Source organism: Haloprofundus salilacus (genome assembly GCF_020150815.1).
Taxonomy (GTDB): Archaea; Halobacteriota; Halobacteria; order Halobacteriales; family Haloferacaceae; genus Haloprofundus; species Haloprofundus salilacus.
In genome coordinates this window covers 1,122,815-1,146,295 of record NZ_CP083723.1, presented here as the reverse complement: position 1 = coordinate 1,146,295, position 23,481 = coordinate 1,122,815, and the positions used below count along the sequence as shown (strand labels likewise).

23 protein-coding genes are annotated in these 23,481 nt (G+C 65.5%); 14 read left to right on the top strand and 9 right to left on the bottom strand.

The features are described from left to right. Window positions 1-66 precede the first annotated feature (66 nt). Both LAQ58_RS05835 and LAQ58_RS05830 read left to right on the top strand, forming a co-directional pair. The gene (locus tag LAQ58_RS05835) at window positions 67-180 is read left to right on the top strand and encodes a hydrogenase maturation nickel metallochaperone HypA (RefSeq protein WP_224449663.1); all 114 of its coding nucleotides are present in this window, start codon (window positions 67-69) and stop codon (window positions 178-180) included. A gap of 66 nt (window positions 181-246) precedes the next feature. Next, window positions 247-696 (top strand): DUF8009 family protein, encoded by a 450-nt coding sequence (locus tag LAQ58_RS05830; protein ID WP_224449662.1) that lies wholly within the window; start codon window positions 247-249, stop codon window positions 694-696. Between the two features lie 78 nt (window positions 697-774). Here the strand turns inward: LAQ58_RS05830 and LAQ58_RS05825 are convergent, their stop codons facing one another. Next, window positions 775-1,089 carry an ASCH domain-containing protein gene (locus LAQ58_RS05825; RefSeq protein ID WP_224449661.1) on the bottom strand — a complete coding sequence of 105 codons (315 nt, stop codon included), beginning with the start codon at window positions 1,087-1,089 and terminating at the stop codon, window positions 775-777. A gap of 203 nt (window positions 1,090-1,292) precedes the next feature. Between LAQ58_RS05825 and LAQ58_RS05820 the strand changes: the two genes are divergently transcribed. After that, the gene (locus tag LAQ58_RS05820; RefSeq protein WP_224449660.1) at window positions 1,293-1,742 is read left to right on the top strand and encodes a hypothetical protein; all 450 of its coding nucleotides are present in this window, start codon (window positions 1,293-1,295) and stop codon (window positions 1,740-1,742) included. Window positions 1,743-1,775: 33 nt separating this feature from the next. Here LAQ58_RS05820 and paaK read toward each other — a convergent pair whose 3' ends face one another. Beyond that, the gene (gene paaK, locus LAQ58_RS05815; protein ID WP_224449659.1) at window positions 1,776-3,059 is read right to left on the bottom strand and encodes a phenylacetate--CoA ligase PaaK; all 1,284 of its coding nucleotides are present in this window, start codon (window positions 3,057-3,059) and stop codon (window positions 1,776-1,778) included. Window positions 3,060-3,175: 116 nt separating this feature from the next. Between paaK and LAQ58_RS05810 the strand changes: the two genes are divergently transcribed. From LAQ58_RS05810 to LAQ58_RS05790, 5 genes are all read left to right on the top strand, one after another. Beyond that, window positions 3,176-4,057, top strand: a complete 882-nt coding sequence (locus tag LAQ58_RS05810) for a 3-hydroxyacyl-CoA dehydrogenase family protein (RefSeq protein WP_224449658.1) — start codon at window positions 3,176-3,178, stop codon at window positions 4,055-4,057. Further along, a complete protein-coding gene (locus LAQ58_RS05805; protein WP_224449657.1) occupies window positions 4,050-4,880 on the top strand; it encodes an enoyl-CoA hydratase/isomerase family protein in 831 nt (276 codons plus the stop codon). Before LAQ58_RS05810 ends, LAQ58_RS05805 begins: the two co-directional genes overlap by 8 nt. A 92-nt stretch (window positions 4,881-4,972) precedes the next feature. Further along, window positions 4,973-5,620 carry a DUF6517 family protein gene (locus tag LAQ58_RS05800; protein ID WP_224449656.1) on the top strand — a complete coding sequence of 216 codons (648 nt, stop codon included), beginning with the start codon at window positions 4,973-4,975 and terminating at the stop codon, window positions 5,618-5,620. A 395-nt stretch (window positions 5,621-6,015) separates the two neighbouring features. After that, window positions 6,016-6,984: a transcription initiation factor IIB gene (locus tag LAQ58_RS05795; RefSeq protein WP_224449655.1), complete on the top strand. Its 969-nt coding sequence runs from the start codon at window positions 6,016-6,018 to the stop codon at window positions 6,982-6,984. A gap of 54 nt (window positions 6,985-7,038) precedes the next feature. Further along, on the top strand, window positions 7,039-7,218 hold the full coding sequence (locus LAQ58_RS05790; protein WP_224449654.1) for a DUF7836 family putative zinc-binding protein: 180 nt from the start codon (window positions 7,039-7,041) through the stop codon (window positions 7,216-7,218). Between the two features lie 48 nt (window positions 7,219-7,266). Here the strand turns inward: LAQ58_RS05790 and LAQ58_RS05785 are convergent, their stop codons facing one another. After that, window positions 7,267-7,671: a translation initiation factor IF-2 subunit beta gene (locus LAQ58_RS05785; protein WP_224449653.1), complete on the bottom strand. Its 405-nt coding sequence runs from the start codon at window positions 7,669-7,671 to the stop codon at window positions 7,267-7,269. A gap of 161 nt (window positions 7,672-7,832) precedes the next feature. Between LAQ58_RS05785 and LAQ58_RS05780 the strand changes: the two genes are divergently transcribed. Continuing rightward, window positions 7,833-8,069, top strand: a complete 237-nt coding sequence (locus LAQ58_RS05780; RefSeq protein WP_224449652.1) for a UPF0058 family protein — start codon at window positions 7,833-7,835, stop codon at window positions 8,067-8,069. A 34-nt stretch (window positions 8,070-8,103) separates the two neighbouring features. Here the strand turns inward: LAQ58_RS05780 and LAQ58_RS05775 are convergent, their stop codons facing one another. The 4 genes from LAQ58_RS05775 to LAQ58_RS05760 form a co-directional block, all read right to left on the bottom strand. Then, window positions 8,104-8,568: a DUF555 domain-containing protein gene (locus LAQ58_RS05775; RefSeq protein WP_224449651.1), complete on the bottom strand. Its 465-nt coding sequence runs from the start codon at window positions 8,566-8,568 to the stop codon at window positions 8,104-8,106. A 155-nt stretch (window positions 8,569-8,723) separates the two neighbouring features. Further along, complete coding sequence (locus LAQ58_RS05770; RefSeq protein WP_224449650.1) at window positions 8,724-9,659, bottom strand: DNA-3-methyladenine glycosylase family protein; 936 nt, start codon at window positions 9,657-9,659, stop codon at window positions 8,724-8,726. Between the two features lie 58 nt (window positions 9,660-9,717). Then, window positions 9,718-10,671, bottom strand: a complete 954-nt coding sequence (locus tag LAQ58_RS05765) for a mechanosensitive ion channel family protein (protein ID WP_425490691.1) — start codon at window positions 10,669-10,671, stop codon at window positions 9,718-9,720. 61 nt (window positions 10,672-10,732) lie between these two features. Beyond that, the gene (locus LAQ58_RS05760) at window positions 10,733-11,995 is read right to left on the bottom strand and encodes a M20 family metallo-hydrolase (protein ID WP_224449649.1); all 1,263 of its coding nucleotides are present in this window, start codon (window positions 11,993-11,995) and stop codon (window positions 10,733-10,735) included. A 129-nt stretch (window positions 11,996-12,124) separates the two neighbouring features. Here LAQ58_RS05760 and LAQ58_RS05755 point away from each other — a divergent pair, with 129 nt between their 5' ends. Both LAQ58_RS05755 and LAQ58_RS05750 read left to right on the top strand, forming a co-directional pair. Beyond that, window positions 12,125-12,700: a DJ-1/PfpI family protein gene (locus tag LAQ58_RS05755; protein WP_224449648.1), complete on the top strand. Its 576-nt coding sequence runs from the start codon at window positions 12,125-12,127 to the stop codon at window positions 12,698-12,700. Between the two features lie 160 nt (window positions 12,701-12,860). Then, the gene (locus LAQ58_RS05750; RefSeq protein ID WP_224449647.1) at window positions 12,861-13,916 is read left to right on the top strand and encodes a lysylphosphatidylglycerol synthase transmembrane domain-containing protein; all 1,056 of its coding nucleotides are present in this window, start codon (window positions 12,861-12,863) and stop codon (window positions 13,914-13,916) included. A gap of 6 nt (window positions 13,917-13,922) precedes the next feature. On the opposite strand, the gene malQ is transcribed toward LAQ58_RS05750, so the two are convergent. Then, entirely contained in the window at window positions 13,923-15,413 is a 1,491-nt protein-coding gene (malQ, locus tag LAQ58_RS05745; protein ID WP_224449646.1) for a 4-alpha-glucanotransferase, read from the bottom strand. A gap of 412 nt (window positions 15,414-15,825) precedes the next feature. On the opposite strand from malQ, the gene thrS reads away from it, so the two are divergent. Together thrS and LAQ58_RS05735 are read left to right on the top strand one after the other, a co-directional pair. Next, window positions 15,826-17,754 (top strand): threonine--tRNA ligase, encoded by a 1,929-nt coding sequence (gene thrS / locus LAQ58_RS05740; protein ID WP_224449645.1) that lies wholly within the window; start codon window positions 15,826-15,828, stop codon window positions 17,752-17,754. Window positions 17,755-17,898: 144 nt separating this feature from the next. Beyond that, window positions 17,899-18,900, top strand: a complete 1,002-nt coding sequence (locus tag LAQ58_RS05735; protein WP_224449644.1) for a hypothetical protein — start codon at window positions 17,899-17,901, stop codon at window positions 18,898-18,900. 14 nt (window positions 18,901-18,914) lie between these two features. Here the strand turns inward: LAQ58_RS05735 and LAQ58_RS05730 are convergent, their stop codons facing one another. Beyond that, window positions 18,915-20,219 (bottom strand): MFS transporter, encoded by a 1,305-nt coding sequence (locus LAQ58_RS05730; RefSeq protein ID WP_224449643.1) that lies wholly within the window; start codon window positions 20,217-20,219, stop codon window positions 18,915-18,917. Between the two features lie 183 nt (window positions 20,220-20,402). Here LAQ58_RS05730 and LAQ58_RS05725 point away from each other — a divergent pair, with 183 nt between their 5' ends. Next, window positions 20,403-23,393 carry an FAD-binding and (Fe-S)-binding domain-containing protein gene (locus tag LAQ58_RS05725; RefSeq protein WP_224449642.1) on the top strand — a complete coding sequence of 997 codons (2,991 nt, stop codon included), beginning with the start codon at window positions 20,403-20,405 and terminating at the stop codon, window positions 23,391-23,393. Window positions 23,394-23,481: the final 88 nt, after the last annotated feature.

Genomic DNA, 23,481 nt, shown 5'->3' with positions numbered 1-23,481 from the left:
TTTGTGTACTATTACGCGACGTACTTCACGGTAACATTTAACAAGATACGGTGACCACTGAGAGCGATGACAGAACGTTCAGCGTTCGTGTGCGAGCAGTGTGACCAGCGAGTGACGCCCGGCTCGTACTACGCGCTCTGTCCGGAGTGTGGCGGCGGCCTCCGGTCGGCCACCTCGTAACGTCGTCGTGGCCCGCGCCGAGAAGTCGGAGAAAGCGCCTTCCGTCTCACCGTTGAACCACCAGCGATGACTTGCGACGGCGACGGCGGGAACGTCAACGGCGGGAGTCTGGCGCAGATTCGCTCTATCGCGGTCACCGCCGACGTCGTCGTCGCCGCGGTGGAGGCTCGGCGACGGGATCGCGCGCCCGCCGTGTTGCGCGTGACGCCACCGTTCGCGGGACGGATGCGCGCCCGCCTCCACCTCGCCGGGAGCGAAGGAACCTACGACGGCCCGACCGAGCCGATACACCTCGACCCCGAGCGTCTCGTGACGCGCGTCCCCCCGTTTCCGACGCCCGACGAGGCCGAGGACCGCCTGCGAGAGGCGGGGAGATACTCGGTGGACACACACCGCGACGAGCACGTGAACGCGGTCGGGGCGTGGCGCGAAACCGTCCGCGACGCTATCGTCGAGACGGTGACTATCGAGACGGATGAGGGAGAACACGAGGTTGCGGTGAAGCGACTCGGATAATCGGCGAACGATTCGAATAACCGACGGGCGACTCGGAGAACTGACGAACGATTCGACGAGTCGAATCGAAGTTAGTAACTACTCGACCGGTTCGAAGCAGTGACGGACGACTTCCGTGTCGTCGTCCCACTCGAAGTCCTCGTGGGCCTGTTCGAGGCGTTCACGGTAGGCGTCCAAGTTCTCCGAGCCTTCGGCGCGGGCGTCTTCTTCGGTCAGATCGCCGAGCGTCCGAGTCTCGACGGCGACGACCTCGAAGCGCTTGCCGTCGACCTCGAACGTGTCGCCTTTCTCGGCGTAGGCGTGACCGCGGTGCAGTTGGGTCACCCGGCCGTCCGCGACCATCGACTGTAATCTCTCGGTCGGAAGCACGTTCGCGGCGTCGATTGCTGCCATACGCTCCTCGTTGGGGCGGGGCGAAGAAAAGCGGCGGGGCCGTCGCCTCGGCGTCCCGACATCCCGATGTCTCGGCGTCCCAGCGTTTCAGTGTCTCTGCGTCCCAGCGTCTTGGGGAACGAGGGATGGGGGCGGGAGTCGGGAGGTACTCAGTCGGTGGCACGGGCGAACCGCTTTTGCTCCGGCGGTGGCCATTCTGACGCATGGACGGTTACAGACGCGGACACGACGCCGACCGCGGCGGCGACGGGTGGAGCGAGCGCCGGTTGGTCGCGCCGTACCGAAAACTGGTGCTTCTCATCTGGCTGCTCGGCATCCCGCTTCTCGTGCTCTCGGTTCCCATCGGCAACGGGTCGGGACTGGTCGTAATGCTCGTCACGCACCTGTTCATCGCCGGGTTCCTCCGCTCGGACATCAAGGCGATGCGGCGACAGGGGTTCGACTGGGGCTGGACGCGGCACCTCTGGTTCGGCGCGGCGTTCGCGCTTCCGTTCGTCGCACCGGCGTACTACCTCTACAGCGAGCGGCGCATCCGCGACGAGAACGAGCGGCGACGCGAGAAGTACGCCTCCGAGGGCGGAAGTGCCCCCGAGAGACCGGAGAGCGTCGACGACGAGGAGGCCACCGAGCAGACGGCGGCCGTCGACTCCTGAAAGCTCGAAACACGAAATCGGGCGTACGCGGCGTCAGCGGTGGTCGAAGACGCGCTTTACCTTCCCCGTCTCGGTACGCTCGATACCGTCGGGGTCGGCGACGGTGAGCGTGTCTGGCGACAGCGAGAGCACCGTCTGGAGGCGGTCGCGGAGGCGGTCGGCCAACTCGTCGGCGTCGCCGTCAAAGGACTCGGTACGCTCGACGGTGATCTCGATGGTGTCGAGTTGGCCGTCGCGCCGCAGGTCGATGCGGTAGTACGGCGCGACGGCGTCGAACTCCAGCACGACGGACTCGATCTCGCTCGGGTAGACGTTGACGCCGCGGACGACGAGCATGTCGTCGCTCCGGCCGGTGACATGCGACATGCGCACCATGGACCGTCCGCAGTCGCACGGTTCGCGCGTCAGCGTCGCTAAGTCGCCCGTCCGGTAGCGAAGCACCGGAACCGCTTCCTTCGTCAACGTCGTGAAGACGAGTTCGCCTTCTTCACCTTCGGGAAGCGGGTCGCCGGTGACGGGGTCGACGACCTCCGGGTAGAAGTGGTCCTCCCAGACGTGGAGGCCGTCCTTCGCCTCGCACTCCATCGAGACGCCGGGACCGACGATTTCGGAGAGACCGTAGATGTCGAGCGCTGTCACGTCGAGAGCCTCCTCAATCTCCCTGCGCATCGGTTCGGTACAGGGTTCAGCGCCGATGACGACCGTCGAGAGGTTCCACTCGTGAGGGTCGATGCCCCCTTTTTCGGCCGTTTCGGCGAGGTAGAGCGCGTACGACGGTGTACAGGTCAGCACGTCGGAGTCGAGGTCCGAGAGCAGTTCTAGCTGTCTCCCGGTCTGGCCGCCGCCGATGGGGATGACGTTCGCGCCGAGCGTCTCGCAGCCCATGTGGATGCCGAGACCGCCGGTAAAGAGACCGTAGCCGTAGGCGTTCTGGACGGTGTGGTCGGCGTCGACGCCGGCCGTTTCGAGCGACCGTGCCACGACCTCGCCCCAGAGTTGAAGGTCGCCCTCGGTGTAGCCGACGACTTTCGGCTTGCCCGTCGTTCCCGAAGAGGCGTGGATGCGTCGCAACTCCGCTCTGTCGACGGCAACGAGTCCGTCCGGATAGTGGTCGCGGAAGTCCTCTTTGGCGGTGAACGGCAGCAACGAGATGTCGTCGACGCCGCCGATATCGCCGGGCGAGAGGTCCGCCTCGTCGAAGGCGTCGCGGTAGAACGGGACGTTCTCGTAGGCGTGTTCGACGGTCGTTCGGAGCCGCTCGTCCTGCATCGACCGTAGCTCGTCACGGTCGGCGCGTTCTACCTCATTGTAAACCATGATACTTCGCTCGGAGAGGCGGTACAAAACGGTTACTCCGAGCGGTCGGGTTGCGGTCGCCGCTCGGCAGTGGACGAATGGGAATGATTTAATCGGCGACCCGAGCCACATCGTTCATGAACGTCTGTGTAGTTGGTGCGGGGACGATGGGCCACGGCATCGCACAGGTGAGCGCGATGGGCGGCCACGACGTGACGCTCCGAGACATCGAAGAGGACTTCGTCGCCGACGGACTCGCGGCCATCGAGGCGAACCTCGACGGCGGTGTCGAGCGCGGAAAAGTGACCGAAGAAGCGCGGGAAGCGACGCTCTCACGACTCACCGGGACGACGGACCTCGCCGAGGCCGTCGCCGACGCCGACCTCGTCGTGGAAGCGGTGCCGGAGGACGAAGAGCTCAAAAAGCGGGTACTGTCGGAGGTGGCCGACCACGCGCCCGACGACACCGTGCTGGCGACGAACACCTCGTCGCTCCCGGTGACGAGCATCGCGAGCGCGCTCTCGGACCCCTCGCGCTGCGTCGGTCTCCACTTCTTCAACCCGCCGCACATCATGCAGTTGGTCGAAGTCGTCTTGGCCGAGCAGACGAGCAACGAGACCCGCGAGTTCGCCGAGACGTTCGTCGACTGCGTCGACAGAACCGCCGTCGTCGTCGAGGACACCCCCGGATTCGCCACCTCGCGGCTGGGCGTCGCCCTCGGCGTCGAGGCGGTTCGGATGGTCGAGTCGGGCGTCGCCAGCCCTCGCGACATCGACGCCGCGATGGAACTCGGCTACAACCACCCGATGGGACCACTCGAACTCGGCGACGTTGTCGGGTTGGACGTTCGCCTCGACATCCTCGAACACCTCCGCGAGGAGTTGGGCGAACGGTTCCGCCCGCCGACGCTCCTCCGAAAGAAGGTCCGTGCCGAGAAGCTCGGCAAGAAAACGGGAGAGGGATTCTACGTCTGGGAGGACGGCGAGATAGTCGGCGTCTCGGGGGAAGACGATGAGTGACGACGACAACCGGGACGTAGAGGCTGCGGCGGCGGACGCCGAGTTCGTCCGCGTCGAACGCGGTGGGTACGGAGACCACGTCCTCACGGTCACCATCGACCGGCCGGACGCGCGCAACGCGTTGAACGCGCGGGTACGGACGGAACTCGCTCGGGTTTTCGCCGCTGTCGAGGACGACGACGAGGTCCGGGTCGTCGTCCTGACGGGGTCCGACGAGGCGAAAGCGTTCGTCGCCGGGGCCGACGTGAGAGAACTCCGCAAGCGGACCGCCGTCGAACAGCACGAGGCGAGCGAGCGTCCCCGCATCTACGAGACGGTCGCCGACTGCTCGAAGCCCGTCATCGCCCGCGTCAACGGCCACGCCCTCGGCGGCGGCTGCGAACTCGCGCAGGCGTGCGACGTGCGTTTGGCCCGCGACGACGCCAAACTCGGCCAACCCGAAATCAATCTCGGCATCATCCCCGGCGGCGGCGGTACGCAGCGCCTGACGCGACTCGTCGGGACGGGCCAGGCGCGAAAGCTCGTGCTCTCGGGCGAACTCGTCAGCGGCGCGGAGGCGGCCGAGATCGGGCTCGTCGAGGAGGCGCATCCGGCCGACGAACTCGACGAGCGCGTCGCCGACCTCGCCGGGAAGATGGCGTCGAAGAGCCCGCTCGCGTTGGCGCGGGCGAAGCAGGCGCTTCAGGCCGCGACGCGAATGGAACTCGACGCGGGACTGGACTACGAGTCCGAACTGTTCGTCGGCCTGTTCGACAGCCACGACAAGAACGAGGGCATCGACGCGTTTCTGGAGGGGAGAGACCCCCAGTGGCGCGGCGAGTAACGATGACACCGAACCGTCACCTCTCGGAATCGTCGTTCGGATTGACAGTCCGGCCGAGAGACTTATAACGCTGAGTGAGAGAGACGGGGGCGATGAGACACACGAGACGCGAGGTAGCGACTGCAACACTCGGCGCGCTGGTCGCGTCGAGCGGTTGTCTCGGCTTCGTCACGGGCCAGGAATCGCTGACGTTCGAGGCTGACCCCGCCGTAGCCGAGGAGTCCGTCGCGAACGACACCGGCTACGAACTCGACGGAACCGAAGCACAGACCATCACGCGCGAGTTCAGCGCCGCCGGGCAGACTCGAAGCGTCGAGGTGACGAACCAGATATCGACGTACGAGAAGCGCCTGGAGATGAGCCTGCTCGGCGAGCAGAAACTCGGCGTCTTCGCCGCGATCTCCTCGCCGGCCGTCGAGATCGCGGGCCGGACGTTCAACCCTATCGCGGATTACAGCAACGAGGATCTCGTCCAGTTACTGACGAGCCAGTACGAGGGGTTGAGTAACGTGAGCGAAGCGAGTTCGCAGACGCTGACGATGCTCGGAACCGACACCGAGGTGACGAAGTACGAGGCCACCTCGAACGTCGAAGGCGAGCAGATAGACGTGTTCGTCCACGTCACCAAGGTACGTCACGAAGACGACTTCGTCATCGCCCTCGGCGTCTACCCGCAGCAGTTGGACGGCGAGGAGTCGAACATCGTCTCGCTCGTCGAGTCGGTCCAGCATCCAGCCTGAGCGTCACAGTCGCAAATTCGGCCTGAGCGGCCGGTTTCGTAAACGTCGAGTGGCGGATTCACGGGGTGAGTCCGGCAACAAGAGTCGCACGACCGAATTTTTCGGACGAGTCTCGGGGCAGTCTAGCCGCGCATCTCGCCGTGGGGTCGAGACGACGATGAGCGCCGCGTCGTCCCGAGTCGAATATTCGTAAGGTTTATTTTGTATGGATTTCCGTGTCGACTTTTTTGAAAAACAGAAACTCACGCGTTCGGCCGTTTCGAGGCGTCAGTCGGCCGTTTTCTGCGAAACATTTATAAGAGTTGCGGCCTTACTGTGGGTAAGGACCGACTCCGGCGAATTCTCCATATTTCTCCTTCCGGATAGCGGTCCGCCACTATCACGAGGACCATACCATGACCGACACAACCATCCGTACATACACCGGCGAAACGGAACCAGAACGAGAGCAAGAGAGCGAGTCGGTACGCAGCTGTCCCGAATGTGGCGGCCGACTCGTCACCGACGAAGGACACGGCGAGACCGTCTGTACCGACTGCGGTCTCGTCGTCGAAGAGGACTCCGTCGACCGCGGTCCCGAGTGGCGCGCGTTCGACAGCGCCGAGCGCGACTCGAAGTCCCGCGTCGGTGCACCGACGACGAAGATGATGCACGACAAAGGGCTGTCGACGAACATCGGCTGGCAGAACAAAGACGCCTACGGCAACTCGCTGTCCTCGCGGCAGCGCCAGCAGATGCAGCGACTGCGGACGTGGAACGAGCGGTTCCGCACCCGCGACTCGAAGGAGCGCAACCTCAAGCAGGCGCTCGGCGAGATCGACCGTATGGCGTCGGCGCTCGGGCTTCCCGAGAACGTCCGCGAAACCGCCTCGGTCATCTACCGCCGCGCACTCGGCGAGAACCTGCTTCCCGGCCGCTCCATCGAGGGCGTCGCCACGGCCAGCCTCTACGCCGCCGCCCGACAGGCGGGGATGCCGCGCAGTCTCGACGAGATTGCGACCGTCTCCCGCGTCGAGAAGATGGAACTCACCCGGACGTACCGCTACATCGTCCGCGAACTGAAACTCGAAATCCAGCCCGCCGACCCCGAGCAGTACGTCCCGCGGTTCGCCTCGGCGCTCGACCTCTCCGACGAGGCCGAACGCCGCGCCCGGCAACTGCTGAAGACGGCCAAGGAGAAGGGCATCCACTCCGGTAAATCGCCGGTCGGACTCGCCGCCGCCTCGGTGTACGCCGCGGCCCTGCTGACGAACGAGAAGGTGACTCAGAGCGAGGTCAGTGACGTCGCCAACATCAGCGAAGTCACCATCCGCAACCGGTACAAAGAGCTACTGGAAGCCGAAGAGACGGGACTGTTCGCCTAAAGTGTGCGAGAGCGGCACAAACATTTATTGAAGCCGCTCCCGTCGGTCAGTCGTATGGTCGAAGCGTTCGTCCGCTTGTTGTGCCCCGAGTGTGGAAAAGACTGGGAGTCCGGTCCCAGCGAGTTGCCCGGCCATCGCGCAAACTTCAGTTGTCCGAACTGTCACGCGACGCGCCGGTTAGCCGAGTTCATGCGGACCGAATCCGACCTAAACACCGTCAAACAGCTCCAGTAGCGGCCCAGCACTGCGCGATTTTTTCCGACTCCGTCCGACGAGTGACGACTACTGCCCCGTCGACGACAGCGCACCGCAGGCGTCGCACTTCAGCATCATGGTTCCGCGTTCGTCGACGAGGCGCGTGTCCGGAAGCCCGCACTCCAGACAGAGAACGAACGCGTCGGTGTACTCCTCGACGGCGCGGGCGACGCGGTCCTCGCGGAAATCGCCCGTCAGACGGGCGCGCCCGCTCTCGTCGATGTGACCGCTCGTCCCCAGTTCGGTCTGGAGGAACTTCAGCACGTGCGCCTCGTCGCGCCCGAGTCTGTCGACTACCGGTTGAAAATTTTCGAACACTGTCACGTTCCCCTCCGGACGGACATTCGGGTCGGGGACCTCGAAGCGACTTCCACTGCTTTCGATGTCGGGCGACTCCGCGAGCGCCTTGTCGAGTTGGTCGTCGTAGTCCATCGTTCACAACTGAACGCGCGGTCCGTATAACGTTCACGACCGTTTTTTAGGCCGTTTCGTGGAACCACCGGTATCGAGGGGTAGAGACTCTCACTCACAGTACTGTGTTAACTAGACTCAAGATAATACTATAAGCATCGAGTATCAACGAGAATTTGCTCATGAAGAAGCAGGAGCTCATTCACCTTCACGGCCTGCTTGCAGAGGTACGTAGCCAGCAGGAACACTGGAAAGGAACCGAACTCGACCTCACCGAATACAACGAACTCGGCGTCCGGCCGACATCTATTCACAAGTCGAAAACTGACCACAAGGCGGCCGTCTTTAAACTCGCGAAAGGGATCACGTCCTCGATGGAAGAGACAGAGCCGGAGACAGTCGCACCAAAAGCCGACTGAGATCTCGACTGCAGTTCTCCCTAAGTACGACCGATCAGCCGTCGCTCTCCTCGTCGACCATCTCCTCGAACTCCGGCAACAACTCGTCGTCCGTCTCTTCGCCGCCCGGATCTCCGTCGGGCTCGTCACTCTGCTCACCCGCTCCTGCTTCTTCGTCCCCCTCCTCCGGAATGACGGTCACTTCGAGCACTTTCAGCGGGATGTTATCGAGACGCTGACCGATCTCTTTGCGAGCGATTCGCGACGCGTGCTCCTCTCGTTCGACGTTGAAGACGGTCATCTCCAGTTCGAGCGCGACGAGCGCCTCGTCCGCGGCGATGAACGCCGGGGGGAGCTCCTCGCCTGACGGGGAGTTGCGGGTCCCCATATTTATCTCGACGTAGTTGAGGTCCGGATTCAGCATCTCGCCGGTTTTGGAGATCGCGATGCGGACCGCTTCGTCCGTCGTCCCCACGTCGTAGACGGGCACGGCCGCCTCTACGACGACTCTGCAGTCCATAGTGACTAGTCGTAACCCATCGAAACGCATAGATGTTCGCCCGTCGCAACGTGTTCGTCACGAAAAACGGACAGTCCGGCGGAGTCGGCGGAGAAGCCGACACGAGTCGCGACAAGCGTCACCGGGGTCGACGGGTCGTTTCGTCATCGAGGCCATCAACTCCCGCCGTCACCGCCGGCGCGCAGGTAGTAGAAGACGTACGTCTGAGCGTAGCCCGCGTAGTCGCCGCCGAACCGCTCGCGTATCGCCCGCGACGTCTCGCGGTAGCTCCCCCGCTCGCAGTCGGGGTAGTGGTCCGCGATGGCCGTCTGAATCCACGTATCGAGCGGCACCGCCTGCAGGAAGCCGAGCGAGAACAGCAGCACGCAGTCGGCCACCTTGTCGCCAACGCCGACAAACCGGGTCAACGATTCGCGGGCGTCCTCGTAGCCAAGTCCGAGCGCCTCGTCGGGGTGAGCCTCTCCGGCGGCGACCATCTCCGCACTCCGCCGGACGTAGGGTGCGCGGTAGCCGAGGCTCAGGTCGCGGAGTTCGTCCTCGGTCGGCTCGGCCAACTGTGCGGGCGTCGGGAACGCGTGGTACGTCTCGCCGTCGAACTCCACTCGGTCGCCGAACGCGCGGGCCATCGCCGTCTGCATCCCGTGGATGCGCGAGACGCGCATCTGCGCCGAGCAGATGAACGAGACGAGACAGGCGAAGGGCGGGTCGCGGACCAGACGCATCCCGCGGTAGGCGTCGTACGCCCGCCGGAGGAGCGGGTCGTCCGGCGTCGCTGCGAGAATCGCGTCTAAGTCGTCGTCGAGGCGGAGCAGGTGGGTGAGCAGCGGGACGGCGTCGACGTTCGACTCCCACTCCAGTCGTCCGGTCGACGGGTCGCCGACCTGTCGGACGCGGACGACGGCTCGCCTATCGCTCACGCCATCCATCGGCGGGACGACCGTCTCGTACCAGTGGTCGCCGCCGTAGGCGACCAGTTCGTCGTACATGCCGCCGTCGGCGCGGTCCCAGAGATACGACTGACCGCTCTCGACGGTCGCTTGCAGGTCAAACTCGCCGGCCAGCTCGTCGAGCGGAATCGCCCCTCGCTCCATCGTTTCGTCGTTAGTTCCCGCGGGCTTGCTGGTTTCGATGTTCGGCGACTCTCCCGACCTACCGGTTTCGACCCAGCGGGAAACTGACGCGGTTGGGATGCTCGTTGAACTCGTCGATGATGCGACGGTACAGTTCGTTTTTTACGCGCTGGCCGCGGCGAGGATGGGTCAGATACCGGAGTCGGAGAACGACCCACGACTCCTCCTGAGCGAGGTTGACCGTCGGGCGGTCCTGCACGTCGAGTTCGACCGGCGTCTCGGCGAGTCGCTCGCGGTACGTCGCGACGCCGGCGGCCATCTCGTCGCCGAGGTAGTCGTCCGCCTCCGTCGCCATCAGCTCGCAGGCGAACGCGAGGTCCGTCTCGTAGGAGACCTGAACGGGGAGTTCGTTCCAGACGTGCGGAAACGCGGCGACGCCGAAGTTCACCACCTGCGAGGAGAGCACGACGCTGTTCGGCACGGTGACGACGCGACCGGACGGTTGGTTCGAGGAGACTAAATCGCCGTTTATCTCCCAGAGCGTCGTCACGAGAAAGTCGACCTCGATGACATCGCCCTTCGAATCCTCAATTTTCACGCGGTCGCCCACCTCGTAGGGGCGTTTGGTCATGATGTACCCCCAGCCGAGAAGCGACAACAGCGGTTGTTGGAGCGCGAACGTGACGGCGAAGCCGACGACGCCGAACGAGAGCAGGAACCCGAACCAGTTGTCGGTGACGATGCCGAGAACGCTGACAAGACCGAGCGCGCCGAAGAGCAAGCGAAGGACGTTCCGCACGTCGTGGACGCGGCGCTTGTTGACGCCGCGGCTCAGCACCCACATCAAAAGCACGTAGCACCCGTTGAGCCCGAACACCAGCGCGACGACGAACAGCGCTTTGACCACCAGCGGTTCGACGAGAACGTCGGCGACGACCAACTCGCCGAACGGGTGAACCGCGTCGACGACGGCCGCCGCGAGCGAAGCGAGCGCCGCGAAAACGAGCGAGAGATAGCCGAGCGGACGTTTCACGGCCGATGCTCAGACGGCGGCCTGAAAACCGTTGCGTTGTCTCTCGTCGCGACTCGGTCACCTACATGTTCGAGTCGCCGCCGGCCGCGTCGGCGACGGCTCCGGCGAGGACGCGCGCCGCCGCTGCGCAGTCGTCCCAGTCGGTCCACTCGCGGGGGTTGTGCGAGATGCCGTCGCGCGACGGCGCGAACAACAGCGCCGCGTCGGTCACGTCGGCGACGTGCATCGTATCGTGGGCCGCCCCCGAATGCATATCTATCGTCTCGATACCGGCGTCCGAACCGGCCGAATGGGCCGCCTCGCGCAGTCGGTCGGCCATCGGCGTCGGTTCGAGGTCGAACGGGCGCTCGAAGGCGGTGTCGACGCCGCGTTCGGCTTCGAGGCGGTTGAGGCTCTCCCGCGCCGCGCCGACGATGGTCTCCATCGACTCGTACACCACGTCGCGCACGTCGATGCCCATCTCGACGCGCCCCGGGACGACGTTCGTCGCGTTCGGCGAGACGTTGAGCGACCCGACGGTGCCGACGGCCGAATCGCTGGAGTCGTCGACGACGTCGTTGGCCGTGCGTTCGACGTCGAGGACGAACTCCGCGGCGGCCGCGAGCGCGTCGGTCCGTTCGTCCATCGGCGTCGCGCCCGCGTGGTTCGCCTCGCCGAGAATCGTCGCCTCGCAGTGCGTGATGCCGGTGATGGTCGTCACGACGCCCACCGGAACGTCGGCGCGTTCGAGCTGGGTGTCCTGTTCAATGTGGAGTTCGTACCACGCGTCCCACTCGTTTGCGTCGAGCAGCCCCTCGCCGCGGAAACCGACGTCGGCGAGCGCGTCTTCGAGCGTAGTTCCGTCTTCGTCTTCGAGCGCGAGCGCCTCCTCCACCGACCGCACGCCGACCGAGACCGAGGAACCGAGGAGACCGTCGGCGAACCGCTGGCCCTCCTCCTCGGTGAAGGAGACGACGACTACCGGGCGCTCGGGGTCGACGCCCGCCTCCTGCATCGCGCGGACGCCTTCGAGCGCGGCGTAGACGCCGAGGGGGCCGTCGAAGATGCCGCCCTCGGGCACGGAATCGAGGTGGCTACCGAAGGCGACTGGCGCGGCGTTCTCGTCAGTGGAGTCGGGCGTCCACGTGCCGGATACGTTGCCGACGGCGTCGATTTCGACCGCGAGTCCGGCGTCTTCGAGTCGCTCGACGAAGTACTCGCGGGCCTGTCTGTTCGCTTCGGTTCCGCAGAGGACGGTCCGGCCGTGACCCTCCTCGGCGTCGATGTCGCCGAACTCGGCGTTCGCTTCGATGTCCGCCCGGAGGCGAGCTGCGTCGACGTGCATGGCTGGTGGTTGCGGCGGAGGTCCATGTGAGTTGCCCCCGCGGCTATCTGTGCGGTAGGGCGAGTCTCGAAAGGCGTGCAGTCGTCGGAGCGTCGCAACGATGATACCCCGTGCCGCGAAACGGAGGCCATGCGCGCAGGATTCGTCACCTTCGACGGGATGACCGCACTCGACTTCGTCGGCGGGTTCGACCCGGTGACTCGCCTCTCAACGATGGGCTACGTGGACCTCGAGTGGGACGTGTGCGCCTCCGCGGCGGCGCAGACGGAGACGGTGACGGCTGCCGCGAACCTCCGGTTCGAGGTCGATTCGGCGGGCGAGTCGCTCGCGGGCTACGACCTGCTGTTCGTCCCCGGTGGGAGCGCCACGCGGGAGTTACGCCGCGACGACGCGTTCGTCTCGTGGCTCGAAACGGCCGAGGAGTGTCCGGTGGTCGCGTCGGTCTGCACGGGGTCGTTGTTGCTCGGCGCGGCCGGATTCCTCGACGGGAGACTGGCGACGACCCACCCGAACGCCTTCGACATGCTGGAGGAGTACTGCGAGGTGGTCGACGCCCGCGTCGTCGACGAAGGTCCCGTCGTCACCGCCCGCGGCGTGGCGTCCGCGCTCGACGTCGGACTCCACCTCGTCGAGCGACTGACAGACGTCGAGACACGTCGGGAGATCGCGGCGCAGATGGATTACCCGGACCCGTTCGTCGAGTAATCGACTGGCTCGGAACTCCGCTCTTTCGTCGCTGAGGTCCGTCTGGGCGCGCCGACGCGTCAACCTCACCGACGCAGTAGCTGCCCCGACTAACCAGCGTGCCTGTTGAGCTTTGAGACAGACAGAAGACTCATACTGTTCTACAAGACTACCATTTGTCATGGGAACGACGGAGGTCACCCGCGTCGGGTCGATGCGAAAGCGCGTCGCCGCGGGCGTCGCCGTCGTCGTCGTGCTCGCTGCGCTGGTCGGTCTCTCGGGCGTGAGTTGGCAGAAAATCTTCGCCGAGTTGCGGACGATGGACCCGATTCTATTGGGCGCGGCGCTCGTCGCGAGTCTCCTCGCGCAGTTGGCGTGGAGCAGTTCGACGCTGCTGTTTCTCCGGACCGTCGACCCCGAAGTGCCGACCGGACGCGTTCGCTTAGGGTATCTTACAGGGACGTTCGCGAAGCAGATTCTCCCGTTCGGCCACGCCGGGGGCGTCCCGCTGATGGCGTACGTGTTGGCCGAGGAGATGAAACTCGACTACCGCGGGACGTTCGCTTCGGTGACCGCGAGCGAACTCGTCGTGTTCGTCGCGTCGCTCGTCGTCGCCGGTGTCGGGTTCGGGTGGTTCGTCGTCGCCGACGGCGTCGCCTCGGGAGCAGAGCTCGTTGTTCTCGGACTGGTCGGCGTCCTGGCGCTCGTCGCCGTAGCAATCGTTGGGTTCGTCAAGCGACGGACGGCGTTCCGCCGCGTCGTCCACGGCGTCGCACTGGTCGGACGGGCGTTGTTTCACCGCACCGGGCCGCGGATGCAGGACCGACTCGCTCCGGCCGCGGTAGACCGCGATCTCGACGAGTTCTTCGCGACGTTCGACCGCGCGACCGGCGACCGCTGGATGGTCGTCCAGGCGGCAACGTACGCCGCCGTCGGCTGGGTGCTGTTCGCGCTTCCCCTCTATTTGGGGTCGCTGGCCGTCGGGCAGTCGCTGCCGTTTGCGCTCGTGCTGTTCGTCGTCCCGGCCGCCGGGTTGGCGACGCTGTTGCCGACGCCGGGGGGGTTGGGCGGAACCGAGCTCGGTCTTACGGCCGCCGTCGTGCTGTTCGCCGGGATCGGATTGGAGACGGCTGCGGCGGCGGTGCTGGTCTATCGACTGTGTTCGTACTGGTTTCTGTTGCTCGTCGGCGGCCTGAGTTCGCTGTTTCTCTCGGTCGGATTTCGCGAATTTCGGTGACCGCGACTATCGAATCGTGTAGTCGGTCACGTCGCGAAGCCGCTCGGCCACGCTGTCTTCGAGATCCTCGTACGTACACCGCCACGACCAGTTGCCCTCGGCAGTGCCGGGCGTGTTGAACCGTGCTTCCGAACCCAACCCGAGCAAATCGGGCACCGTCGTCATCGCGAGCACCGCTTCGGAGTTCCACACCGCCTCGATGAGCGACCAGTTGATCTCGCTGCCGTCGACGCCGAGATTGTAGTGCAGACAGTCCTTCTGGTGGTCCGGTAAACTCCGATAGTAGCTGACCGTCGTGTCGGTGTCGTGGGTGGCGGTGTAGCCGATGCTGCTGTGCGGATAGTGCATCGGCTGGTTCATGTTGCCCTCGCGGCACCAGTCGGCGTAGTGCGGGACGCGCATCCCGGGGAACTCGAAGTAGTCGCGGAGGGCGACGAGCTGCTCGTCGATGAATCCTAAATCTTCGACGACGAACGGCAGGTCGCCGAACTCTCGCTCTATCGTCTCGAAGAAGTCGTAGCCGGGCGCGTTGCGCCACGACCCCGCGGCGGGGTCGTCGGCGTCGGCGGGAATCGCCCAGTACTCGTCGAATCCCTTGAAGTGGTCGAGGCGCGCGACGTCGACGAGGTCGAAAAGCCGAGAAAGGCGGCGACGCCACCAGTCGAAGTCGGTCTCGCGGAGGTAGTCCCAGTCGTACAGCGGATTCCCCCACCGCTGGCCGCTGTCGCCGAACTGCGGCGGCACGCCGGCGACGGCCGCGGGTTCGTGGTTCTCGTCGAGGGCGAACGCTTCCGGCGACGCCCAGACGTCGGCGCTGTCGAGCGCAACGTAGATGGGGAGGTCGCCGACGAGCGAGACGCCGTTGGCGGCGGCGTACGACTTCAGGTCGCGCCACTGTTCGTCGAACAGGAACTGACAGAACGCGTGGTAGCGGCGCTCGGCTTCGAGTTCGTCGCGGGCGCGGTCGAGCACGTCCGGCTCTCTCGTCTTCAGTTCCTCCGGCCAATCGATCCACGCGACCTGGTCGTGGTGCTCTTTTAGCGAGATAAAGAGCGTGTAATCGTCGAGCCACGACGACTTGCGCTCGCGGAACGCTTCGAATGCCTCGTGGTCGGCGTCCGAGGCCTCCGACTCGAACCGCTCGAACGCCGTCCGGAGCAGGGGGCGTTTGTACTCCGAGACGCGCTCGTAATCGGTCTCGTGGGGGTCGAACTCGGGGACGGGCTTCAGGTCGCCGTCGGCGAGCCACCCCCGGTCGAGCAACTCCCGGAGGTCGACGAACAGCGGGTTGCCGGCGAACGCTGAAAAGGACTGGTACGGAGAGTTACCGTGCGCCGACGAGGTGGGTCCGAGCGGGCAGAACTGCCACAGCGACTGGTCCGCTTTCGCGAGAAAATCGACGAATGCGCGCGCGCCGTCGCCGAGATCGCCGATGCCGTGCGGGCCGGGGAGCGAAGAGACGTGGAGAAAGACGCCACTTTGTCGGTCGAATCGCATGCGAGAAAGTTCCGTCTTCTGTGATTTAACTGTGGGGACCGAACGGAGCGAATCCGTCGGGTGGTAAGCACGACCAGACCTGCCGCCCGAGCGTACGCTGTCCTCCGGCCGTAATCAGGCTCAACTACTACTTCGCTGGCGGCAGTACCGTATCGAGCATCCGGATGAGCCGAAACAGCCAGAAGACCACCAGCGACGAGGTGGACCAGCGGCAACTAAAGTTGGCCGCGTAGGCGGGCGACGCGTGCCTCGAAGCGCTCGAGTACATGGCGACCGAGGGCGTCGACATCGAGACCGGACGGGACTGAGAACCGCTCGCCGAACTGTCGGCGAAGTGGTGGATAAATCCGTTTCGCTACCCCGGTAGCGCGTCTCAAAAACACTTATCCCCATCCTCTGGTTTCGTCCTTCCATGAGTGATATCGTAGTGACTCTGCCGGACGGTTCGGAATTGTCCGTCCCGGAGGGGTCCACGGTAGAGGACGCCGCCTACGAGATCGGACCGGGCCTCGGAAAGGACACCGTGGCGGGCGTCGTCGATGGCGACCTCGTCGACAAGGTGACGGAACTGGAGGAAGGTGCGGAACTCGTCATCGTCACCGAGGGGTCCGACGAGTATCTCGACGTGCTTCGCCACTCGGCGGCGCACGTCTTCGCGCAGGCGCTGCTCCGACTCCGCCCCGAGGCGAAACTGACCATCGGCCCGTGGACGGACGAGGGCTTCTACTACGACGTGACGAATGTCGACCTCGACGAGGACGACCTCCGCGAGATCGAAGAGCAGATGGCCGACATCGTCGCCGAGGACTACGAGATCGAACGGTTCACGATGAGCCGCGAGGAGGCGTTCGACTACTACGAGGAGAACCCGTTCAAGCAGGACATCCTCGACACCGAAGCCGCCGACGAGGAGGAGATCAGCTTCTACCGACAGGGCGAGTTCGAGGACCTCTGTAAGGGACCGCACGTCGAGTCGACGGGCGAGATCGGCGCGTTCAAACTCCTCAACATCTCGTCGGCGTACTGGCGCGGCGACGAGGAGAACGAGACGCTGACGCGCGTCTACGGCACGGCGTTCACCGACGAACAGGAGTTGGAGGAGTTCGTCGAACGGCGCGAGGAGGCCGCCGAACGCGACCACCGCAAACTAGGCCGCGAACTCGACCTGTTCTCCATCGACGAGGTGACGGGACCGGGCCTGCCGCTGTACCACCCGAACGGGAAGCGCATCCTCGACGAACTCGCCGACTTCGCGAAGGGGCTGAACCTTGACGCGGGCTACGACCCCGTGGAGACGCCGCACCTCTTTCGCACCGAGCTGTGGAAGAAGTCGGGCCACTACGAGAACTACGTCGACGACATGTTCCTCCTCGATGTCAACGACGAGGAGTACGGCCTGAAGCCGATGAACTGCCCGGGGCACGCGACCATCTTCGACCAGCAGTCGTGGAGCTACCGCGACCTGCCCGTCCGCTACTTCGAGGACGGCAAAGTCTACAGGAAAGAACAGCGCGGCGAACTCTCGGGCCTCTCGCGCGTGTGGTCGTTCACCATCGACGACGGCCACCTCTTCGTCCGCCCCGACCAGATAGAGGAGGAGATCAACCTCATCATCGACAACATCCTCACGGTGTTCGAGACGTTCGAACTCAACGCCGACGTGGCACTGGCGACGCGCCCCGAGAAGTCCGTGGGGAGCGACGAAATCTGGGAACGCGCGGAGAAACAGCTGAAAGCCGTCCTCGACGACGGTGACATCGACTACTACCTCGAGGAGGGCGACGGCGCGTTCTACGGCCCGAAGATAGACTTCGGCTTCGAGGACGCCCTCGGCCGGAGCTGGGACGGCCCGACGGTCCAGCTCGACTTCAACATGCCCGAGCGGTTCGACCTCACCTACACGGGCGAGGACAACGAGGACCACCGCCCGGTGATGATTCACCGCGCGCTCTACGGCAGCTACGAGCGCTTCCTGATGGTGCTCATCGAGCACTTCAACGGAAAGTTCCCGCTGTGGCTCGCCCCCGAACAGGTGCGCGTCCTCCCCATCAGCGACGACAACCTCGACTACGCCGAGCGGGTGGCCGACGAACTCCGCGAGGAGGGTCTCCGCGTCGGCGTCGAGAACCGCTCGTGGACCATCGGGCGCAAGATTCAGGACACGCACACCGACCGCGTGCCGTACATGCTGATCATCGGCGACAACGAGGAGGAGGCGGGCACCGTCTCCGTCCGCGACCGGAAGGAGCGCGAGGAGAACGATGTGGACCGCGACGCGTTCCGCGCGCACCTCCGCGAGGAACGCGACGAGAAGCGAGTCGCTCCCGACTTCCTCGACTGAAAAGTCACGAGAACTCTCCGTTCTGACTAGTTCTAGAACATAACTGTCTGACTAAGTTATATGTAGTGGTCGGCCCACTACCGACGTGTGTCGCAGCGTGTCCGCTCTGCAGTCGTAGGAACTAACGAGACGCTGACGTATCGGATGAGCGTCGTGTCAGTCACGCTCGCCGTCGTACTCGTTAGCTACGGCTTCGTCGACGCGACGGCGTTCGACGGCGTGACGCTGTTCTCCGTACCGACGTTGCTCGGCGCGACCGTCGGCGCCGGCGGACTGCTCCTCTACGCCGTCCGCGGCGGCGGGGTCGGCGGCGCGTGGGTCGCCGTCTTTTCGGTACTCTTCGCGCTCTCGGTCCACAGTCGACGACTGCTCGCCGTCGGCATCGACGCCGGCATCGCCGACGCCTCAACGGCGCACGTAGTCGCCAGAGCGGTCGGTCACGCCGGAGGCCTCGCGGCCGTCGTCGGCAGTCTAGTCTTCGCCGTCGGCGTCGCCGTTCGGCGGCGCAACGAGTCGGTCTCCCGAGGCGACGCGACGCCGTTTTCGTTCCTCCTCGACGTACGGGAGGGCAACGCGCCGGCGGCCCACGACCGAGTGACGAGCGCCCTCGCCGTTTTCGGCGTCGCGTCGTTTATCCTCGCCGGGTCGCTGCTCCCGTGGAGTACGGCCATCTACGCTTTCGGTATCGCCGGACTGCTCGCGGCCGCGTTGTACGCCCGAGCACAGGCGTGGGAACCGAGCGCCCGCGTCGGGTTGCTCACCCTCGTCGCCGTGTTGGTCGCGGCGTACCTCTCGGAGTTCACCCACGGCGCGCTCCTGAACGGGGTCGTCGTCGTCGCGGTCGTCGGCCTGCTCGGCTACGTCTCCTGGCGTGGCGAGAGCGCGTTCGCCTGTCTGTCGCTCGGCGTCGAAGCGTCGGTTCTCCTCGGCATCGTCCGGGGCCTTCAGACTGCGGAACCGACGCTCGGCGGCGCGGTCTCGGCGGGCGTCGGAAGCGGACTCGGCCTCGGACTCGTCGTCGGCGCCGTCGGCTACGCGCTCGGGTGGGCGGTTCGGCCGGACAGCGGGTCGGGAGAGAGACCGGAGGCGGAGCGGCGACTCGACGTCGAGACGCGGAGTCGACGCCGCATCTCCGGCGACGACTGAGGAAGTCGGCGGCGCTACCACTCGGTCAGCGCGCGGACGCCGGTTCCGTTGTGGTAGGCGAGGACGCCCAACATGGTGAGGACGCCCGTGATGGCCGACGCGCCGCCGACGTAGAACACCCACTCCATGCCGACCTCCGCCATCAACCACCCGCCGAGCAGCGGTCCCACAACGCTCCCAGGTCGCCAGACGAGTTCGCGGATGCCGAAACTGGAGGCGACGCCTTTGCCGCCGCTGCCCTCGTCGGCGAACAGCGCCATGCTCGCCGGTTCGCGGAAGCTGTCGGCGATTCCGAGTAGCCCCGAGAGGACGGCCAGCGGGAGGAATGCGGGCGTCAGCGCCCCGAGGAATGGGAGTTCGGTCGGGGCACCGAGCGACGCACCGATTGCGGGCGAAAAGGGAACCGCGAGCGCGATGAGACCGTAGAGACCGCCGCCGACGAAGACGAACAGCGCGCGGCCGTATCGGTCCGAGAGCCGACCCGTGTGCGGCTGCAGCAGCATGTTGCAGAACTTCTCGGTGACGACGGTGACGCTCACCGCGAGCGCGCCGTACGCGAGACCGCCGCTCGCGGCGGAGACGCCCGCGTAGATGGGCACCCACGTCCGGACGAGCGTCACGGCGACGGCGTACTGTGCGCGGAAACTAGAGACCGTAATGATGCGGCGGTTGAGCGCGAGGTCCGAGAAGGGAAAGCCCTTCACTCGGGTGCGATCGGGTGAGACGAAGAGCCAGACGATTCCGGTCGCCACCGAGAGGAGGACGACGATGAGCGAGAAGATGGGCGTGAAGCCGAGCAGTTCGTACAGCGCGCCGGCGCTGAGACTGCCGAGGACGGAGGACGCGAAGTTGGCGGCGTTGGCCTTGCCGATGTGGTTCGCGCGCGTTCCCGCGTCGGCGAGTTCGCCGACCAGCGACAGCGACATCAGCGACGCGCCGGTGACGGCGACGCCCTGCAGCGCGCGGGCGAGGATGAAGAGCAGACTCGCGCCGGGAGCGCCGGTGTCGAGGAGCGGAAACAGCGCGTAGGCGACGACGCCGACGAGGAGCGACCCCAGGAGGACGAGCCGTTTGTCGTAGCGGTCGCCCGCCCACGCCAGCGGAACGACGGCGACGGTCTGGGCGAGCGTGAATCCCGTCGTGTACATCCCGATGACGAACCCGGCGCTGAGCGTAAGACCGAGAAATGGAAGTGCGAAATCCTGCGGGTCGATCAGGTTGATGTACTCCGGCAGGAGCGTGATGAGCGTGATGAACCCGAAACCGCCGGCGAACCGCGTGAGATAGAGTCCGTAGAACTGGAGTCGCTTGGATTCCACGGAGAGCGATGGGACAGACCGGCGAAAAGGAGTTTCGGTTCGTAGGTTCGGCGTCGACGTGACTGGAGGCGTCGGGCGCTACCGAGACAGCGACGGGAGGATCTACCTACCGCGGAGACACGTTTTTCGCATCGTGTGAACTGCACCCATGGTATATACACGACACTGCCGTATGCCTCCGTAATGGCGGTCGACGAGCAATCGATGGTCGAGGCGTTCGAGGCGTACCGCGCATCCGAATCGGAGATAGCGGACGTAGACGAGTACGCCGCTCTCGCGGCGGCGTTGCGCGACGCCGTCGCCGGAGAGGTCCGATTCGACGAGTACAGCCAGCTGCTGTACGCGACCGACGGCAGCATCTACCGGGCGCGTCCGGCGGGCGTCGTCCTCCCGCGCACCGTCGAAGACGTACAGGCGGCGGTGCGAATCGCCGCCGAGCACGACGCGCCGATACTCCCCCGCGGCGCGGGGTCGTCACTGGCGGGGCAGGCGGTCGGACCCGGCTGCGTCGTCCTCGACTTCTCGAAGTACATGGACGGAGTCCTCGAGATCGACCCCGACGCCCGGCGGGCGCGGGTGCAACCCGGCGTCGTCCAGGATGATTTGGACGACGCGCTCGCGCCGCACGGACTGAAGTTCGCTCCCGACCCTGCCTCCTCGAATCGGGCGACTGTCGGCGGCGGCATCGGCAACAACTCGACGGGCGCGCACTCGGTCCGCTACGGCATCACCGGAGCCTACACCGAGGAACTCGACGTGGTGCTCGCCGACGGGTCGCTGATTCGCACCCGAGACGTGGTCGTCGACGGCGACGAGTGGGAGGAGATAGTGGCGAAAGACGACCTCGAAGCCGATATTTACCGAACCGTTCGGCGTCTCGTCGAGGAGAACGCCGAGGAGATAGAGAGCCGGTACCCGGACCTGAAACGCAACGTCTCGGGCTACAACCTCGACAAGGTGGTCAGAGAGACCGACGAGGGCGAGCGGGTGATGAACCTCTCGAAACTCGTCGTCGGCGCGGAGGGGACGCTCGGGGTCGTCGTCGAGGCGGAGCTGTCGCTCGTGAGCAAACCGGAGGAGACGGCGCTCGCGGTGTACTGCTTCTCGGACCTCGTCGACGCGATGGCGGCCGTCCCCGCGGCGCTGGAGTTCGACACGAGCGCCGTCGAACTGATGGACGACGAGGTGTTCCGGCTGGCCCGCGAGTCCAGCGAGTTCGCCGAGTACGCCGCGCAGATGCCCGAGAGCACGGCGGCGGCGCTGATGCTGGAGTTCGACTCGGAACTCCACGACGACTTTCCGGCCGCAATCGAGCGGACGAACGACCGCTTCCTCGCCGAGGGGGAGGCGTTCGACGTCGTGGAGGCGTACACCGACGAGGCGCAGGGACGACTCTGGAAGCTCCGGAAGGCAGCGATTCCGCTGCTCATGTCGCTGCCGGGCGACGCGAAGCCCTATCCGTTTATCGAGGACGCGACGGTGCCGCCCGAGGAACTCGCCGAGTACGTCACGCAGTTCGAGCAGGTGCTTTCAGACCACGGCACGTCGGCGGCGTACTTCGCGCACGCCGGGGTCGGCACGCTCCACATCCGCCCCATCCTCAACCTCAAAGACGGCGAGGACATCGAGACGATGCGTTCGATCTCGGACGCCGTGACCGACCTCGTGCTGGTACACCATGGCTCTTTTTCGGGCGAGCACGGCGACGGTCTCGCCCGGACCGAGTTCAACCCGAAGATGTACGGGCCGCAACTGTGGTCGGCGTTTCAGGAGCTGAAGACGGCGTTCGACCCCGACTGGCGGATGAACCCCGGGAAGGTCGTCTTCAGAGAGGAGAACCCGACCGACATGCGGCAGTCGCTGCGCTACGGGACCGAGTACCTCTCAACGGAGTGGGAGACGAGCCTCGACTTCGACGAACACGGGAGCTTCTCCGAACTGGTCGAACTCTGCAACGGCTGCGGCACCTGCCGACAGACGGGCAGCGACACGATGTGCCCGACGTACCGGGCGACGCGCGACGAGGCGGCGACGACGCGCGGACGGGCGAACCTCCTGCGGGCGGCTATCACCGGCGAATTAGACGAGGAGGAGCTCTATTCTGAGAGATTTCAGTCGGAGGTACTGGACCTCTGCATCGGCTGCAAAGGCTGCGCGAACGACTGTCCGACCGGCGTCGACCTGGCGAAGCTGAAAGCCGAGGTCAAACACCAGTACCACGAGCGGGAGGGCGGCGGCCTGCGCGAGCGACTGTTCGCCAACATCGACTGCCTCGCCGCCGTCGGGAGCGCGACCGCGCCCGTGTCGAACCTCGCGCCGAAGTTCCCGGGTGCGCGACTGCTTTTGAAGCGGACGCTCGGTATCGCCCCCGACCGCGAGTTGCCGACGTTCACCCGCCAGTCGCTTGAACGGTGGTTCGACGCGCGGGAGGCCGGGGCCTCGGCGACGGAAGCCGACGAGAAGGTACTCCTGTTCCCCGACACCTACTCGAACTACATCTATCCGGAGGCGGGGAAAGCCGCGGTCCGGGTGCTGGAGGCGGCGGGCGTCTACGTCGAACTCGCGTCCGACACCGCGCCGAGCGGGCGGGCGGCGTACTCAGGCGGCTTTCTGAACCTCGCTCGAGAGCGGGCGAGACAGAACGTCGACGCCCTCTACCCGGCTGTCGAATGCGGGTGGTCTGTCATCTTCGTCGAACCCTCCGACGCGGTGATGCTCCAAGACGAGTACGCGGACCTACTCGACGGCGACGACGTGCTGGAACTGGGAGCGAACGCCTACGGCGTCCTCGAGTATCTCGACACGTGCCAACTGAGCGAGAGACTGTCGGCCCGACCGGTCGGCAAGCGGCTCACCTACCACGGCCACTGCAATCAGAAGGCACTGAACAAGGACCACCACGCGGCGAACGTGCTCCGGAGCGTCGGCTATGACGTGGACCATCTCGACTCCGGCTGCTGCGGGATGGCCGGGTCGTTCGGTTACGAGGCCGAACACTACGACCTCTCGCAGTCCATCGTGGACATCCTCGTCGGGCAAGTCGATGAGAGCGACGGCGACACCGTCGTCGCCCCCGGCGCGTCGTGTCGGACGCAACTCGGCGACCGCGACGACACAAGAGAGCCGGCACACCCGGTCGAACTGGTCGCGGCGGCGCTCGACGACCGGCCGTAGTGACCCAAGGGCGGTCGTGGTGACCCGACGACGGTCGTGGCGATTCGACGACGGCGATACGCGAGGAACCGGCATCGTGCGACGAACA

Bases quoted from the DNA above. Each gene is read 5' to 3' on its own strand.
- LAQ58_RS05835 (WP_224449663.1), top strand. From the start codon at position 67: ATGACAGAACGTTCAGCGTTCGTGTGCGAGCAGTGTGACCAGCGAGTG.
- LAQ58_RS05830 (WP_224449662.1), top strand. From the start codon at position 247: ATGACTTGCGACGGCGACGGCGGGAACGTCAACGGCGGGAGTCTGGCG.
- LAQ58_RS05825 (WP_224449661.1), bottom strand. From the start codon at position 1,089: ATGGCAGCAATCGACGCCGCGAACGTGCTTCCGACCGAGAGATTACAG.
- LAQ58_RS05820 (WP_224449660.1), top strand. From the start codon at position 1,293: ATGGACGGTTACAGACGCGGACACGACGCCGACCGCGGCGGCGACGGG.
- paaK (WP_224449659.1), bottom strand. From the start codon at position 3,059: ATGGTTTACAATGAGGTAGAACGCGCCGACCGTGACGAGCTACGGTCG.
- LAQ58_RS05810 (WP_224449658.1), top strand. From the start codon at position 3,176: ATGAACGTCTGTGTAGTTGGTGCGGGGACGATGGGCCACGGCATCGCA.
- LAQ58_RS05805 (WP_224449657.1), top strand. From the start codon at position 4,050: ATGAGTGACGACGACAACCGGGACGTAGAGGCTGCGGCGGCGGACGCC.
- LAQ58_RS05800 (WP_224449656.1), top strand. From the start codon at position 4,973: ATGAGACACACGAGACGCGAGGTAGCGACTGCAACACTCGGCGCGCTG.
- LAQ58_RS05795 (WP_224449655.1), top strand. From the start codon at position 6,016: ATGACCGACACAACCATCCGTACATACACCGGCGAAACGGAACCAGAA.
- LAQ58_RS05790 (WP_224449654.1), top strand. From the start codon at position 7,039: ATGGTCGAAGCGTTCGTCCGCTTGTTGTGCCCCGAGTGTGGAAAAGAC.
- LAQ58_RS05785 (WP_224449653.1), bottom strand. From the start codon at position 7,671: ATGGACTACGACGACCAACTCGACAAGGCGCTCGCGGAGTCGCCCGAC.
- LAQ58_RS05780 (WP_224449652.1), top strand. From the start codon at position 7,833: ATGAAGAAGCAGGAGCTCATTCACCTTCACGGCCTGCTTGCAGAGGTA.
- LAQ58_RS05775 (WP_224449651.1), bottom strand. From the start codon at position 8,568: ATGGACTGCAGAGTCGTCGTAGAGGCGGCCGTGCCCGTCTACGACGTG.
- LAQ58_RS05770 (WP_224449650.1), bottom strand. From the start codon at position 9,659: ATGGAGCGAGGGGCGATTCCGCTCGACGAGCTGGCCGGCGAGTTTGAC.
- LAQ58_RS05760 (WP_224449649.1), bottom strand. From the start codon at position 11,995: ATGCACGTCGACGCAGCTCGCCTCCGGGCGGACATCGAAGCGAACGCC.
- LAQ58_RS05755 (WP_224449648.1), top strand. From the start codon at position 12,125: ATGCGCGCAGGATTCGTCACCTTCGACGGGATGACCGCACTCGACTTC.
- LAQ58_RS05750 (WP_224449647.1), top strand. From the start codon at position 12,861: ATGGGAACGACGGAGGTCACCCGCGTCGGGTCGATGCGAAAGCGCGTC.
- malQ (WP_224449646.1), bottom strand. From the start codon at position 15,413: ATGCGATTCGACCGACAAAGTGGCGTCTTTCTCCACGTCTCTTCGCTC.
- thrS (WP_224449645.1), top strand. From the start codon at position 15,826: ATGAGTGATATCGTAGTGACTCTGCCGGACGGTTCGGAATTGTCCGTC.
- LAQ58_RS05735 (WP_224449644.1), top strand. From the start codon at position 17,899: ATGAGCGTCGTGTCAGTCACGCTCGCCGTCGTACTCGTTAGCTACGGC.
- LAQ58_RS05725 (WP_224449642.1), top strand. From the start codon at position 20,403: ATGGCGGTCGACGAGCAATCGATGGTCGAGGCGTTCGAGGCGTACCGC.